This window comes from Desulfohalovibrio reitneri (assembly GCF_000711295.1).
Classification (GTDB): Bacteria; Desulfobacterota; Desulfovibrionia; order Desulfovibrionales; family Desulfovibrionaceae; genus Desulfohalovibrio; species Desulfohalovibrio reitneri.
Genome location: NZ_JOMJ01000003.1, coordinates 2,309,582 through 2,323,286, shown reverse-complemented (window position 1 = coordinate 2,323,286; position 13,705 = coordinate 2,309,582). Strand labels below are relative to the sequence as shown.

The following is a 13,705-nucleotide window of genomic DNA, read 5'->3' as shown; positions in this document are numbered from 1 at the left end:
CGCTAGCCGAGTTCCCCCTGAACCCGCTTCAAGAGGCCGTCGATTCGTTCGAGAACGGCGTCTCTGTTCTGCCTGACCTCCTCCAGCTCCTGCCGAAGGAGCCGGTTGTCTTCTTCAAGCTCCTTGTTTTTCCTCAGCAGCTCGTTCATGCGCTGCTCAAGCTGCTCAAGCAAATCCATACGATTGACCTTAAGTCTCGAAGCCCGTAAACGCAAGCGTCATTTGCGTTTGCGGACCTCGGCCTGCTTTGCCCGCGTAACGGCCAGATGGCCGGGCGAGACGTTCTTGGTGATGGTGGAGCCCGCCCCCACCAGGGCGTCCGCGCCAATCTCCACCGGAGCCACCAGGGCGGTGTTGGAGCCGATGAAGGCGCCGTCGCGGATGACAGTGCGGTGCTTGTTCCGGCCATCATAGTTGCAGGTGATGGTGCCCGCGCCGATGTTGACCCCGGCGCCTATCTCGGCGTCCCCGAGATAGGTGAGGTGGGAGGCCTTGGAGCCCTTGCCCAGGACGGCCTTCTTCATCTCCACGAAATTGCCCACCTTGGCCTTCTCCTCCAGCACGCTGCCGGTGCGCAACCGGGCGTAGGGGCCGACCACGCAGCCCGGCCCCACCTCGGCCTGCTCCAGGTGCGAAAAGGAACGGACAAGGCTGCCCTCGGCAAGCCAGGACTCGATGACGTGGCAGAACGGCTCCACGCGGCAACTGCGGGCCAGCACGGCCTGGCCGGTGATCTCGCAGGGGCCGGTGATATCCGCGCCCGGAGCGATGGTGGCCTCCGGGCCGATGCGGCAGGCGGCGGGGTTGCGGATGAGGGCGCCAGAGGCGGCGTGCCCGGCCACGATGGATTCGCGCAGGCGTTCCTCGGCCAAGACAAGCTCGGCCGGGGTGTTGACGCCCATCAGGCCCTCGTCAGAGCCGCACTCCACGGCCTCCACGCCCTCCTGGTCGGCCATGGCCAGTTCCACCAGGTCGGTGATGTAGTACTCGCGGGCCTTGTTGGAGTTCCCCAGCCAGTCCAACAGTGGGGCGACGCGTTCCATGTCCAGGCAGTAGATACCGGCGTTGACCTCGCGGGGTTCCGGGCCGTGCTTGGACTGATCGAAGTCTCGTTTTTCCACGATGCCCAGCACCGCGCCGGACTCGTCGCGCAGCACGCGGCCGTATGCGTTCTCCCCCTCAGGGGAAATGGTCAGGAAGGTCACGGCCGCGCCGGAGGATGCGGCACGTTCGGTCAGCTTCTCCACAGAGGCGGTGTCCAGCAGCGGCGTATCGCCGTTGACCACGACCACATAGCGCAGTCCCAGGGCCTTGAGGCGGGGCCAGGCCACTTGCAGGGCATGGCCGGTGCCCAGTTGCTCCGCTTGGTGGATAAAGCGGTCCTTGTGTTCAGGAAAGGCCGCGGCGACAAGGTCCGCTCCGTGGCCGACCACGGTGTGTACCCGGTCCTCGAAAACGGGGGCCAGGGCGCGATGCACGTACCACAGCATCGGTCGCCCCAGGAGTTCGGCCAGCACTTTGGGCCGGTCCCCCGAATGCATGCGCGTTCCCTTGCCCGCGGCCAGGACAAGCGCGCAGGAGTTTTCCAGCATGTCTCCTCCGTGGAGAAAGGCGTTCTCGCCGCAGGGATACCAGGGCGGCTGTGAAAAGAAAAGCGGACCCAGCCTTCTTCGCGAAGAAGGCTGGGTCCGCTGGATTGCACGGGGTGGTACGGGGCCTAGATGCTGCAGGTACCGGCGGATTCGGCCGAGCTGCGGCAGCGCATGCGGGCCATGGCCCGTTGCAGTTGCGCGCGGGCGCGGGCGAAGTCGACCTCTTCCTTCTGGATGCGGAGGCGTTCCTCGGCCCGCTCGCGGGAGCGCTTGGCGCGCTCCACATCGATCTCGGCGGCCAATTCCGCGATCTCTGCCAGGATAGTCACCTTATTGCTCGAGACTTCGGCGAAGCCGCCAGCCACGAACACATAGTGGTACCGGCCCTGTTCCTTGAAGTAGAGGTTGCCGATGCCCAGGGCGGAGAGGAAGGGCACATGGTTGGCCATGATGCCGAATTCCCCTTCGATGCCCGGGGCCCCCACATAGTCGACCGGCTGGCTCATGACCTTCCGGTCGGGGGTGACGATCTCAAGCTGGATTTGCTCAGCCATGGCTCTTCCTTAGGATTTGGCCTTCTCGACGGCCTCATCAATGCCGCCGCACATGTAGAAGGCCGACTCGGGGAGGTCGTCGTGCTTGCCTTCCAGGATCTCCTTGAAGCCGCGGATGGTGTCCTCAAGCTTGACGTACTTGCCGGGCATGCCGGTGAACTGCTCGGCCACGTGGAAGGGCTGGGAGAGGAAGCGCTGGATGCGGCGGGCACGGCCCACGATCAGCTTGTCCTCGTCCGACAGCTCGTCCATGCCGAGAATGGCGATGATGTCCTGGAGGTCCTTGTACTTCTGCAGGATCTGCTGGACCTCGCGGGCCACGCCGTAGTGCTCCTCGCCCAGGACGTTGGGGTCGAGGATACGGGAGGTGGAGTCGAGCGGGTCAACCGCGGGGTAGATGCCGAGCTCCGCGATCTGGCGCGACAGCACCAGGGTGCCGTCCAGGTGCGAGAAGGTGGTGGCCGGCGAGGGGTCGGTGAGGTCGTCCGCGGGGACGTAGACGGCCTGCACCGAGGTGATGGAGCCCTTGGTGGTGGAGGTGATGCGCTCCTGCAGGCCGCCGAGGTCGGTGCCCAGGGTCGGCTGGTAGCCCACCGCGGAGGGCATGCGTCCCAGCAGCGCGGACACCTCGGTGCCCGCCTGGGTGAAGCGGAAGATGTTGTCGATGAACAGCAGCACGTCCTCGCCTTCCTCATCGCGGAAGTACTCGGCGCCGGCCAGGGCGGTCAGGGCCACGCGGGCACGGGCTCCCGGGGGCTCGTTCATCTGGCCGTAGACGAGCATGGACTTGTCGATGACGCCCGCCTCGATCATCTCGTGGTAGAGGTCGTTGCCCTCACGGGTGCGCTCGCCAACACCGGCGAACACGGACTTGCCGCCGTGCTGCTTGGCGATGTTGTTGATCATCTCCATGAGGATAACCGTCTTGCCCACGCCGGCGCCGCCGAACAAGCCCATCTTGCCGCCCTTGGGGAACGGGATGAGCAGGTCGATGACCTTGACGCCGGTTTCCAGCAGCTCCACGCCGGTGGACTGGTCGGTGAAATCGGGGGCGGGACGGTGGATGGGCAGATACTTGTCCGCCTTGACCGGGCCCTTTTCGTCAGTGGGGCGGCCGACCACGTTGAGGATGCGGCCCAGGGCGCCCTCGCCCACGGGGCAGGTGATGCCCTCGCCGCGGTCCTTGCCTTCCAGGCCGCGGACCAGACCCTCGGTGGAGTCCATGGCGATGCAGCGCACCACGTTGTCACCGAGGTGCTGGGCGACCTCGACGACCAGGTCGCGCGCGGCCTCGCTGTTGGGGTTCACGATGTCGATGGCGTTGAGGATGTTGGGCAGTTGGCCCTCCTCGAACTCCAGGTCCACGACAGGCCCGATGACCTGCACGATTTTTCCGACGTTACCGCTCATTGTCTTTCACCCCTTGCTTATCCTTTCAGCGCCTCGGCGCCACCGACGATGTCCATGAGTTCCGTGGTAATGACCGCCTGACGCGCCTTGTTGTACTGCAGCGTCAGCGTGTCGACCATCTCGTCACAGTTCTTGGTCGCGTTATCCATGGCCGCCATGCGGGCCGCGTGCTCGCTGGTCGAAGTGTCCAGCAGGCCGCGGTAGATGACCACCTTGACGTAGCGGGGCAGAAGCTCCGCCAAAAGCCCTTCAACCGAGGGCTCGTAGATGTATTCGCTCATGCCGCCTGCGCCGGGCTGCTCGGCCTCGGTTTCGGCGGCTGTTTCGGCCGCGCCCGCCAGGGGCAGGAGCGGCAGGGAGGTGGCAACCTGCTTGGCCATGGAGACGAACTCGGAGAAGACCATGTGGACTTCATCAAGCTCGCCCCGCAGGTAGGCGCCGATGACTTCCATGCCGATCTGGTTGGCCAGGGTGAAGTCGAAGTCGTTCATGGCCCCGGTGTGATCGGACATGATGTCGTAGCCGCGCTTTCTGAAGAAGTCGCGACCCTTCTTGCCCACGCAGATCATCTTGACCTGCTTGCCCTCGGCGATCTTGTTGTCCGCAAGCTTGCGGGCCATCTGGGCCAGGTTGGTGTTGAAGCTGCCGCAGAGGCCACGTTCGGAAGTGGCCACCACGATGCCAACGGTATTGACCTCCTCCCTCGTCTCCAGAAGAGGGTGGATGGAGGGGTCGGTGCCGGCGGCCAGCTCGGTCAGCATCTCGTAGAACTTCTCGGCGTAGGGCCGGAAGCGCTCGATCTTGGACTGAGCACCACGCAGTTTCGCCGAGGCCACCATGTTCATGGCCCTGGTGATCTGCTTGGTCTTTTTGACCGCGTTGATCTGGTTCTTGACGTCTCGAAGCGAAGCCATTGGCTGACCCCTTTAGGCGCTGAAGCCCTTCTTGAACTCCTCCACGGCGGCCTTCAGGCGGCCTTCCAGGTCGTCGTCCAGCTTCTCCTTCTCCTTGATGTCCTTGAGGATGTCGGACTTGGCGTTGCGCATGAACTCGAGGAATTCGGTCTCGAACTTGTTCACCGCCTCGACCGGGATGTCGTCCATGTAGCCGCGACCGGCGGCGAAGATGGAGGCGACCTGCTCCTCGACGGGGAAGGGCTGGTACTGCGGCTGCTTCAGCAGCTCGACCATGCGCTCGCCGCGGGCGAGCTTCTGCTGGGTGGCCTTGTCCAGGTCGGAGCCGAACTGGGCGAAGGCGGCCAGCTCGCGGTACTGGGCGAGGTCAAGACGGAGCGTGCCCGCGACCTGCTTCATGGCCTTGATCTGAGCCGCGCCGCCCACTCGGGAGACCGAGAGGCCGACGTTAATGGCCGGCCGGACGCCCGCGTAGAAGAGGTTGGGCTCCAGGTAGACTTGGCCGTCGGTGATGGAGATGACGTTGGTCGGGATGTAAGCCGACACGTCGCCCGCCTGGGTTTCGATGATGGGCAGCGAGGTCAGGGAGCCGGCGCCCAGTTCGTCGTTGAGCTTGCAGGAGCGCTCCAGCAGGCGGGAGTGGAGGTAGAAAACGTCGCCGGGAAAGGCCTCGCGTCCCGGGGGGCGGCGCAGCAGCAGCGACATCTGGCGGTAGGCGACGGCCTGCTTGGAAAGGTCGTCGTAGATGATCAGGGCGTGCTGCCCGCGGTCGCGGAAGTACTCGGCCATGGCCGTGCCGGCGTAGGCGGCGATAAACTGCTGGGAGGCGGGCTCCGAAGCGGTGGCCGAGATGATGGTGGTGTACTCCAGAGCGCCGTGCTGGCGCAGGACGTCGGCCACCAGGGCGACAGAGGCTTTCTTCTGGCCGATGGCCACGTAGAAGCACTTCACGTCGGTGTTCTTCTGGGCCAGGATGGCGTCGATGCCGATGGCCGTCTTGCCGACCTGGCGGTCGCCGATGACCAGCTCGCGCTGGCCGCGGCCGATGGGGGTCATGGCGTCGATGGCCTTGAGGCCCGTGTACATGGGCTCGTGGACCGACTTGCGGGCGACGATGCCGGGAGCGACAACCTCGACCTCCTTGGTCTCGGCGGCCTCGATGGGGCCCTGGCCGTCGATGGGCTCGCCGATGGGGTTGACCACGCGGCCCAACACGCCCTCGCCGACGGGGACGGAGAAGATGTCACCGGTGCGCTTGACCGGGTCGCCTTCCTTGATGTCGGTGTCGTCACCCAACATGGCCACGCCGACGTTGTCCTCCTCGAGGTTGAGAACCATACCCTTCACGCCGCCGGGGAACTCGAGGAGCTCCATGGCCATGGCGTTCCGGACGCCGTAGACGCGGGCGATACCGTCACCGATGCTCAGAACGGTCCCGGTCTCGCTCATCTCGACCTGGGACTCGTAATTCTCGATCTGGGACTCGATGATCTGAGAGATTTCTTCCGCTTTGATCTGCATGGCCCTACTCACCCCTTGTCATGTTTTCTTTCAGCATGGAGAGCTGCGCGCGCAAACTCGCATCCAAAACCTTGTCGCCGACCTTGAGCACAACGCCGCCCAGGATGTCGGGATCAACCTCGTAACCCAAAACCAGCGTGGCCTTGGTCTGTTCCTCGAGCCGCTTCTTGAGCGACTCGCGCGTATCCTCGGGAATGTCCACGGCCGTCACCAGGCTGCCGCGCAGGACACCCTGGCGCTCGTCGAGGAGCTCGGAGAAGACCCGCTCGATCCCGGGCAGGTAGCCAAGGCGGTCCTTGTCGCCGAGGAGCAGGACAAAGTTGCGGACCGTGCCCTTGACCCCCAGCTTGTCCAGGACCTTGGCGGCCACGGCCGACTTTTCCTGGGCGCTGAACAGGGGGTTGCGGAAGGTCCGGATCAGATCGGGTGCGGCGGCGAAGGTTTCCGCCACCGAGGCCAGGTCCTTGCCGATGGCCTCAAGCTCCTTGTCGCCCTTGCGGGCGCCCAACGAGAAGAGGGCCTTGGCGTACCGTCGGGCAACGATGTTCTCGGTCAATTGAGCACCACCTTCTTGAGATAGTCATCGACCAGCTTGCGATGGTCTTCTTCGGTCAGCTTTTCCTTGAGCATCGACTCGGCGGCCTCGACGACCATGTCGGCCACCTCGGCGCGCAGGTCCTGCAGGACCATGCGGCGCTCGGCGGCCACGCTGGCCTCGGCGGAGGTGCGAATCTGCTCGGCCTTGCGCTCGGCCTCCTCGATGATGGCCTGCTTCAGCGCTTCGCCCTGGCGGCGGGACTCGGAAAGAATATCTTCCTTCTCCTGCTCGATGCTGGCGATGCTCTGCTCGACGTCCCGCAGCTTGCCTTCGGCGTCCTTGCGGCGGGTCTCCAGGTCGTCCAGCTCACTCTTGATCTTGTCGCGGCGGCCCAGGAAGAGGTCGCGGATGGCCTTGCCGCCGAACTTCCAAATGATGCCGACGACGATGACCAGGTTCAGGACCCGGAAGCCGAAGTTGGCCCAGGGCAGGCCGTGGTCTCCCCCTCCGCCGCCCTCGGCGGCGAAGGCCACGCCGGCGCCCAGCAGGACGATGGCCAGCGAAATTGCGATTGTGCGCGTGCGGTTCAAGATGGTCCCTCCTCGATGGTTCAGCCGAGAATTTTCGCCGTGGCCGCTTCCGCCAGCTTGCGAACATCCGCCTTCAGCGTCTCCTTGGCCTTGTCGGCCTCGGCGCTGATCTCCTGCCGGGAGGCCTGGACCTTTGCGGAGGCGTCCTTCTGGGCGGCGCCCACAAGTTCCTGCTCCTTGCCCAGCCCTTCTTCCTTGAGCCGGTCCCGCTCCTGGGCGCCCGCTGTGCGCGCCTCGGCGAGAGCGGCCTCGTAGTTCTTCAGCTTCTCCGTGGCCTGGCCGCTGAACTTCTCCACGGTGTCCATCTGCTGTTCCATGTGCTCGTTGCGTTTCCGGATGATGCCCCGGATCGGCCTAAAGAGGATGAGGTCCAGAACGAACCACATGATGAGAAAGTTCACGAGCTGGATAAAGATGGTAATGTCGAGATCGATCATGCTCGCCCCCGCGGAGGTTGTGAATTTTTGACCAAAGCCAGTGCGGCTTTAAACAATTTGCGACCGGGCGTCAACGGCTTTTTGCCGCTAAAACGGCTCCCAGGACTTCCGGAAGCCTTGCGCGGCGCGGTTTGTGCCAAAATTCACGCCGCTGTTTCCCGTCTGCCGGGGACTCCCGGCCGACGGGTTCAGGACTCGATGGAGGTCTGCTCGGAGGGGAGGGCCTCGGCGCTGTCCGAGGTCATGGTGATGCGGCCGTCTATGACCGCGCCCTCTTCCATGACCAGCACCGGAGTGATGAGGGTGCCGTGGAGGTTGGCGGTACGGTGCAGCACCACCCGCTCGCGGGCTCGCACCTCGCCGTTCATGCGGCCGGAGAGAACCAGCTGCCCCACGTCGATGGTGCCCTCCACGTCCGCCTCCTGGCCGACCACGAGCGTCCCCTCGCTGGTCACTTCGCCCTGGAAGGCGCCGTCGATGCGCACCGAGCCCTGGAAGTTGAGCTTGCCCTGATAGGAAGTCCCCGCCCCGAGAAAGGCGTTGATCTCGTCTTTGGCCATCTTCCCGCGTCTCCTCATTGCTTTCTCAACTCTGCTTGAAGACGTAACGCCGCATGGAAACGTTCAGGACGAGTCCGATGAGGCAGAAGTTAACGAAGAGGGCGCTGCCTCCGTAACTGAGGAACGGCAACGGTATCCCGACCACCGGCATGAGGCCCAGGACCATACCCATGTTGATCAGGATTTGCCAGAAGAAATAAAAGAACACCCCGGCCACCAGGAAGGCCCCGAAGCGGTCCTTGGCGTCGCGCGCCACCATGTAGATCCGGTACAGGAAGAGGCAGAACAGGCCCAGCAGGACCATGGTGCCGATGAAGCCCCATTCCTCCCCGAACACGGCCACGGCGAAGTCGGTGTGCTTCTCCGGCAGAAAGCGAAGCTGGCTCTGGGTGCCCGCCAGGAACCCCTTGCCCGTGAGTTGGCCGGAGCCGATGGCGATCTGCGACTGGATGATGTGGTAGCCCGCGCCCAGGGGATCTTCCGAGGGGTTGAGGAAGGTCAGGATGCGCCGCTTCTGGTAGTCGTGCAGTAAGAACCAGCCCAGGGGAACGATGGCCGGCAGCACCACCACCGCGGTCTTGACAATGCGCGGCAGAAGCCCGCGAAAGAGGATGATGCCGCCCAAAAGCAGGAGGATGTTCAGCCCCGAACCCAGGTCCGGCTCCAGGATGATGAGGGCCGCTGGCAGCATGCCGAAGCAGAGGATGCGGAACAACCCCCGCCAGTCCAGCGGCCCGGCCTCGCGCGCCAGCAGGCGAGCCCCCAAGACCAGAATGGCGATCTTGGCCATCTCCGAGGGCTGGAAGCTGATGAAGCCCAGGGATATCCACCGCTGGGAGCCGCCCGCCACCTTGCCCATGAAGAGCACGTACAGAAGCAGCGCCACGGTGAGCCAATACAGCGGCCAGGAGAGCACCTTCAGATGGCGGTAGTCGAGGATGACGAAGGCCAGCATGCCGCCCAGTCCCACCAGCCCCCAGACAAGCTGCTTCTGGTAGTAGGGGGAGACGGACAGCCCGGCCTCCAGCCGGAAGCCCGAGGCGGAATAGAGGTTCAGCACCCCCAGGCCGAAGAGCACGGCGGTCAGGCCCAGCAGCGTCCAGTTGACGTGCAGAAGCAGCCTGCGGTCGATGGGAGTCATCAGCCCTGGCCTCCCGCTTCCTCATCCGGATCTTCCCGATCCACCCGCAGCACCTCCGGGGGGTCGGGGGTCACGTAGGGCCAGGTGGGCCCCATGGCCGCGCCCTCGTCATACAGAAAACGGTACATGGCCTTGGCCACGGGCAGGGAGGACTCGCTGCCGTGGCCGCCGTGCTCCACCATGACCACGATGACCACGGCCCGACCGTCCTTGATTCCCCAGGTGGCCACCCAGGAGTGGTCACGGAAGCGGTACTTGATCTCCTCGGTCTCCGCCCCCCGGTCCTCCTCCTTGAGCCGCACCACCTGGGCTGTGCCGGTCTTGCCGCCGATGACCGCGCCATCCATCTCCAGCCTGCGGCAGGTGCCGCGCGGCGACTCCACCGTGTCCCGCATGATGTCGAGGATGGCCAGGCGCTGTCTCCTGTCCAGCGGAACGGAGCCGCTCTTTTCCGGCTCGCCCCCGGCCAGCAGCCTGGGGCGGAGCAGGTCGCCGCCGTTGATGAGCCCGCCCAGGAAGCGGGCCACCTGCAGCGGCGTGACCAGGGTGTAGCCCTGGCCGATGGCCATGTTCAGGTTCTCGCCGCCCTGCCAGCGCTGGCCGAACCGTTTTCGCTTCCACTCCCGCGAGGGAATGAGTCCGCTGCGCTCATGCGGCAGGGAGATGCCAGTCCTTTCGCCGAAGCCGCAGGCCTTGGCGAATTCCTCGATGCGGTCCACGCCCAGCCTGTGGCCCCATTCGTAGAAATAGACGTCGCAGGACTGCACCAGGGCCTGCTCCAGGTCCATGTGGCCGTGGCCCCGCTTCTTCCAGCAGCGGAACACCCGCCGCCCCAGGCGGTAGTGGCCCGGGCAGTAGACGGTCTCCCCCGGGTCCATCTTTTCCGCCCACATGGCCGCCCCGGCCATGATCAGCTTAAAGACCGAACCCGGCGGGTAGGCGGACTGGATGACCCGGTTCTGCATGGGATGGCGGGGGTCGTCGCGCAGCTCGGCCCACTGTTTGGTGGAAAGGCCGGTGGCGAAATCGTTGTTGTTGTAGGAGGGGTTGGTGACCAGGGCCAGAACCTGCCCGGAGAACGGTTCCAGGGCCACCACGGATCCGGTGTGGTTGCCGGAACGCAGCAGGTCGGTGGCCTTGCGCTGCAGGTCCAGGTCGATGGACAGGGTCAGGTTCCTGCCCGCCCGGGGCGGCTTGACCACCAGATCGTTGAGCCCGCGGCCGGAGGCGTCCACCTCCATCTGCCGCAGCCCCTTGGTGCCGCGCAACCGGTCCTCCAGCACGTATTCCAGGCCCTGCTTGCCCACGGTGTCGCCCAGGTCCAGCTCCGGCCGCTCCTCGAGTTCCTTTTCATCCGCCTCGGCCACGTAGCCCAGCACGTGGGCCAGCAGCTCGCCCTGGGGATAGTGGCGCTTGGGCCGGACCACGATCTCCAGGCCCGGCCAGCGCAGGGCCAGGGCCTCCACGCGGGCCAGGGTGTCGAAAGCCAGGTCCGGGGCCAGCACCATGGTCTCGAAGGGCTTCACGCGGCGGCGGAGGCGGTCGTACTTCTCCCGCAATTCGGCCCGGGGGACGCCGGTCAGCCTGGAGACCTGCCCCAGGGTGGCCTCAAGATCCTCCACGTCCTCGCGCACCAGTCCCAGGGCGTAGGCTGGTTCGTTGACCGCTGTCAGACGGCCGTCGCGGTCGCGGATGAGGCCGCGCGGGGCGTACATGGGCTCCTGCCGCAGGCGGTTGTCCATGGCCTTTTCCGCGTAGTACGCGCCCTTGTGCACCTGCAGGTACCACAAGCGCAGGGCGAAGACGCAGAACAGGCCCACGATGAGGACCTGCAGCAGCACCAGCCCCTGGCGGGGCGCGCTGTTGGCGTCAGATTGGAACCGTGCGAGCACTCCGTTTTTCCCCGTACTTGGCGAACAGCCTGGACAGGACCAGCCATTCCACCGGCGTGAGCACCGCCTGCATGAACCCCAGGCGCAGCAGGCGTTCCACCGGCGCCACCGCGTCCTGGAGGGTGGCCATGGTCAGGTTCAGACCGGCCATGACCAGGGCGTAGCCCACGCCCAGCAGACAGACGAAAAGAAGATTCTTGGCCTCGAACAGCCACCGCCCGACGGCGTACATGATGCCCAGCGAAGCGTAGAGCAGGATGACCGTGCCGAAGGCCAGGCTGCCCATGCCCTCCTGCACCAGCACCCAGGCCAGGGCCAGCCACAGGGTCCTGCCCGGACGCTGTTCCTGCAGGCTGACGATGAGCCCGGCGGCCAGGAAGTCAAGGCCCGGGGCGAAGTGCTGCGCCCAGACCCCGGCCACGGTGAAAGCCAGCCAGAAGAGCCAGGAGCGCACGTCAGCCCCCGTCCGCGGCCGGGAGGAGGGCTTCGCCCCCCGCGGTAGCGTTGCCGGGAGCCGTGGCGTTGGCGGATCCCACGCCGGCCACCTCCGGCGGCAGCCGCAGCAGCAGCAGCACCTCCTCCAGGTCGCGCAGGTCCACCACCGGCTCGGCCGAAACGTCCTGGAAGAGGGAGATGTCCGAACGCCGGATGCCCGTCACCCGGGCCACCGGCAACCCCTTGGGGTAGATGTCCGCCAGGCCGGAGGTGACGAGCACCTCCCCCTCGGCCAGGGGCTCGTTGAGGGGCACGTAGCGCACCCGCAGCGGCTCGCCCGGCCCCTGCCCCACCAGGATGCCGGTGGTGCGGGACTTTCGCCCGGCCACGGCCACCCGCGAGTTGGGGTCGGAAAGCAGCAGCAGGGTGGAGAAGTGCGGCGCGGTGCGCAGCACCCGCCCCACAACGCCGGTTGGCGTGATGGCCGGCTGGTCCAGGTCGGCCCGTTCGGCCGAGCCCCGGTCCACCAGCATGGTCTCCAGGCTGCCCACCGGGCCCAGCTTGTGCGCGATGACCCGCGCTCCCAGGCTCTCCCAGCGCGGCGGCGGCCGAAAGCGCAAAAGCCGCTCCAGCCGTTCCACCCGCTCCTTGGACTCCCGCAGGCGCACGTTTTCCAGCACCAGCTCGTCCACCCTGTCCTTGAGGCGCTCGTTCTCCCCCTCCACGCCCACCAGGTGCACGTAGCGGTCCCACAGGGCCAGCGACTCGCGGTGGACCCATTTGCCCGGGGCGAGGACCACGCCGGTGAACTCCAGGCCGGTGTTGCCGGCCAACTCGTCCAGAACGCCGCTCTTGAGGTTCCAGGTGTAGAGCGTGAGGTAGGCGAGAAGCAGAACCAGAAAGAGGAAGATCAGGCGCTTGATTCCGAAGCCGCCCTTCATGCGCGACCGCCCCGGGAGCCTTGGCGGGTATGGGAGGTGGCGGGCACGAGCATCTCCATCAGCGGCCTAGTCGATGGTGACTTCCTTGTAGATGTCGATGTTGTCCAGCGCCTTGCCCGAACCCAGCACCACCGCCGAGAGGGGGTCGTCCACCACCACGATGGGCAGGTGCGTCTCCTCGCGCAGGAGCTGGTCCAGTCCCTTGAGCAGCGCACCGCCGCCGGTGATGACGATGCCCTGGTCCACGATGTCCGCGGCCAGTTCCGGCGGGGTCTGCTCCAGGGCGATGCGGCAGCCCTGGACGATGGACTCCACCTGCTCGGAGATGGCCTTGCGCACCTCCTCGGAGGTGATGGCGATGTTCTGCGGGATGCCCGAGACCAGGTCGCGGCCTTTGACCTCCATCTCCTCCACTTCATCGGAGGGGTAGGCGGAGCCAATCTGGATCTTGATCTGCTCGGCGGTGGATTCGCCGATGAGCATGTTGTACTTGCGCTTGACGTACTGCATGATGGCCTCGTCCATCTTGTCGCCGCCCACGCGGACGGACTTGGAATAGACGATGCCGGAGAGGGAGATGACGGCCACCTCGGTGGTGCCGCCGCCGATGTCCACCACCATGTTGGAAGTGGGCTCGGTGATTGGCAGGTCCGCGCCGATGGCCGCGGCCATGGGTTCCTCGATGAGGTAGACCTCGCGGGCGCCCGCGCTCTGGGCGCTCTCCTTTACGGCCCGCTTCTCCACCTGGGTGATGCCCGTGGGCACGCAGATGATGATGCGGGGGCGCACCAGCCGCCGGGAGTTGTGCACCTTGGAAATGAAATGGCGCAGCATGGCCTCGGTGACCTCGAAGTCGGCGATCACGCCGTCCTTCATGGGTCGGATGGCCACGATGTTGCCCGGCGTGCGGCCGAGCATCCGCTTGGCGTCCGTGCCCACGGCCAGGACCTTGTTGCCGCCGCGGGCGTCTTTTTTCACGGCCACCACGCTGGGCTCGCGCAGCATGATGCCGCGGCCCTTGACGTAGACCAGGGTGTTGGCGGTGCCCAGGTCAATGGCCAAATCATTGGAAAAGTAGCCTAAGGCTTTGTCGACGATCTTCGGCATGGGGGGATAGCCGCTCCTTGGGGAAAGTCGCGCTTGGAACGCGGTTCGGCTGGTGGTAGCAAATACCGGTACC

The 13,705-nt window shown here is 65.7% G+C and carries 15 protein-coding genes; all 15 read right to left on the bottom strand.

Going from position 1 to position 13,705, the window contains the following annotated elements:
* Positions 1 to 2: 2 nt before the first annotated feature.
* The 15 genes from N911_RS18305 to N911_RS0111505 all read right to left on the bottom strand — a co-directional run bounded on the left by N911_RS18305 (position 3) and on the right by N911_RS0111505 (position 13,632).
* Entirely contained in the window at positions 3 to 179 is a 177-nt protein-coding gene (locus tag N911_RS18305) for a cell division protein ZapB (RefSeq protein WP_138774389.1), read from the bottom strand.
* Between the two features lie 39 nt (positions 180 to 218).
* Positions 219 to 1,592 carry a bifunctional UDP-N-acetylglucosamine diphosphorylase/glucosamine-1-phosphate N-acetyltransferase GlmU gene (glmU, locus tag N911_RS0111570; protein ID WP_029897302.1) on the bottom strand — a complete coding sequence of 458 codons (1,374 nt, stop codon included), beginning with the start codon at positions 1,590 to 1,592 and terminating at the stop codon, positions 219 to 221.
* A gap of 125 nt (positions 1,593 to 1,717) precedes the next feature.
* Entirely contained in the window at positions 1,718 to 2,146 is a 429-nt protein-coding gene (locus N911_RS0111565) for a F0F1 ATP synthase subunit epsilon (RefSeq protein WP_029897301.1), read from the bottom strand.
* A 9-nt stretch (positions 2,147 to 2,155) separates the two neighbouring features.
* The gene (gene atpD, locus N911_RS0111560; RefSeq protein WP_029897300.1) at positions 2,156 to 3,556 is read right to left on the bottom strand and encodes a F0F1 ATP synthase subunit beta; all 1,401 of its coding nucleotides are present in this window, start codon (positions 3,554 to 3,556) and stop codon (positions 2,156 to 2,158) included.
* 17 nt (positions 3,557 to 3,573) lie between these two features.
* Complete coding sequence (locus tag N911_RS0111555; RefSeq protein ID WP_029897298.1) at positions 3,574 to 4,470, bottom strand: F0F1 ATP synthase subunit gamma; 897 nt, start codon at positions 4,468 to 4,470, stop codon at positions 3,574 to 3,576.
* A 12-nt stretch (positions 4,471 to 4,482) separates the two neighbouring features.
* Complete coding sequence (gene atpA, locus N911_RS0111550; protein ID WP_029897296.1) at positions 4,483 to 5,991, bottom strand: F0F1 ATP synthase subunit alpha; 1,509 nt, start codon at positions 5,989 to 5,991, stop codon at positions 4,483 to 4,485.
* Positions 5,992 to 5,995: 4 nt separating this feature from the next.
* Positions 5,996 to 6,547, bottom strand: a complete 552-nt coding sequence (gene atpH / locus N911_RS0111545; RefSeq protein WP_029897295.1) for an ATP synthase F1 subunit delta — start codon at positions 6,545 to 6,547, stop codon at positions 5,996 to 5,998.
* A complete protein-coding gene (atpF, locus tag N911_RS0111540; RefSeq protein WP_029897293.1) occupies positions 6,544 to 7,119 on the bottom strand; it encodes a F0F1 ATP synthase subunit B in 576 nt (191 codons plus the stop codon). The genes atpH and atpF overlap by 4 nt, the downstream gene beginning before the upstream one ends.
* Before the next feature lie 20 nt (positions 7,120 to 7,139).
* Positions 7,140 to 7,556 carry an ATP synthase F0 subunit B gene (locus tag N911_RS0111535; RefSeq protein ID WP_029897291.1) on the bottom strand — a complete coding sequence of 139 codons (417 nt, stop codon included), beginning with the start codon at positions 7,554 to 7,556 and terminating at the stop codon, positions 7,140 to 7,142.
* 188 nt (positions 7,557 to 7,744) lie between these two features.
* Positions 7,745 to 8,116: a bactofilin family protein gene (locus N911_RS0111530; RefSeq protein ID WP_029897288.1), complete on the bottom strand. Its 372-nt coding sequence runs from the start codon at positions 8,114 to 8,116 to the stop codon at positions 7,745 to 7,747.
* A gap of 25 nt (positions 8,117 to 8,141) precedes the next feature.
* Positions 8,142 to 9,257, bottom strand: coding sequence for a rod shape-determining protein RodA (gene rodA / locus N911_RS0111525; RefSeq protein WP_029897286.1), 1,116 nt, complete (start codon positions 9,255 to 9,257; stop codon positions 8,142 to 8,144).
* Positions 9,257 to 11,149 (bottom strand): penicillin-binding protein 2, encoded by a 1,893-nt coding sequence (mrdA, locus tag N911_RS0111520; RefSeq protein ID WP_051694239.1) that lies wholly within the window; start codon positions 11,147 to 11,149, stop codon positions 9,257 to 9,259. The genes rodA and mrdA overlap by 1 nt, the downstream gene beginning before the upstream one ends.
* On the bottom strand, positions 11,127 to 11,603 hold the full coding sequence (locus N911_RS0111515) for a hypothetical protein (protein ID WP_029897282.1): 477 nt from the start codon (positions 11,601 to 11,603) through the stop codon (positions 11,127 to 11,129). Before N911_RS0111515 ends, mrdA begins: the two co-directional genes overlap by 23 nt.
* A gap of 1 nt (position 11,604) precedes the next feature.
* Positions 11,605 to 12,525 (bottom strand): rod shape-determining protein MreC, encoded by a 921-nt coding sequence (gene mreC, locus N911_RS0111510; protein WP_051694237.1) that lies wholly within the window; start codon positions 12,523 to 12,525, stop codon positions 11,605 to 11,607.
* Between the two features lie 66 nt (positions 12,526 to 12,591).
* Positions 12,592 to 13,632: a rod shape-determining protein gene (locus tag N911_RS0111505; protein ID WP_029897278.1), complete on the bottom strand. Its 1,041-nt coding sequence runs from the start codon at positions 13,630 to 13,632 to the stop codon at positions 12,592 to 12,594.
* Positions 13,633 to 13,705: the final 73 nt, after the last annotated feature.

Bases quoted from the DNA above. Each gene is read 5' to 3' on its own strand.
- N911_RS18305 (WP_138774389.1), bottom strand. From the start codon at position 179: ATGGATTTGCTTGAGCAGCTTGAGCAGCGCATGAACGAGCTGCTGAGG.
- glmU (WP_029897302.1), bottom strand. From the start codon at position 1,592: ATGCTGGAAAACTCCTGCGCGCTTGTCCTGGCCGCGGGCAAGGGAACG.
- N911_RS0111565 (WP_029897301.1), bottom strand. From the start codon at position 2,146: ATGGCTGAGCAAATCCAGCTTGAGATCGTCACCCCCGACCGGAAGGTC.
- atpD (WP_029897300.1), bottom strand. From the start codon at position 3,556: ATGAGCGGTAACGTCGGAAAAATCGTGCAGGTCATCGGGCCTGTCGTG.
- N911_RS0111555 (WP_029897298.1), bottom strand. From the start codon at position 4,470: ATGGCTTCGCTTCGAGACGTCAAGAACCAGATCAACGCGGTCAAAAAG.
- atpA (WP_029897296.1), bottom strand. From the start codon at position 5,991: ATGCAGATCAAAGCGGAAGAAATCTCTCAGATCATCGAGTCCCAGATC.
- N911_RS0111535 (WP_029897291.1), bottom strand. From the start codon at position 7,556: ATGATCGATCTCGACATTACCATCTTTATCCAGCTCGTGAACTTTCTC.
- N911_RS0111530 (WP_029897288.1), bottom strand. From the start codon at position 8,116: ATGGCCAAAGACGAGATCAACGCCTTTCTCGGGGCGGGGACTTCCTAT.
- rodA (WP_029897286.1), bottom strand. From the start codon at position 9,257: ATGACTCCCATCGACCGCAGGCTGCTTCTGCACGTCAACTGGACGCTG.
- mreC (WP_051694237.1), bottom strand. From the start codon at position 12,525: ATGAAGGGCGGCTTCGGAATCAAGCGCCTGATCTTCCTCTTTCTGGTT.
- N911_RS0111505 (WP_029897278.1), bottom strand. From the start codon at position 13,632: ATGCCGAAGATCGTCGACAAAGCCTTAGGCTACTTTTCCAATGATTTG.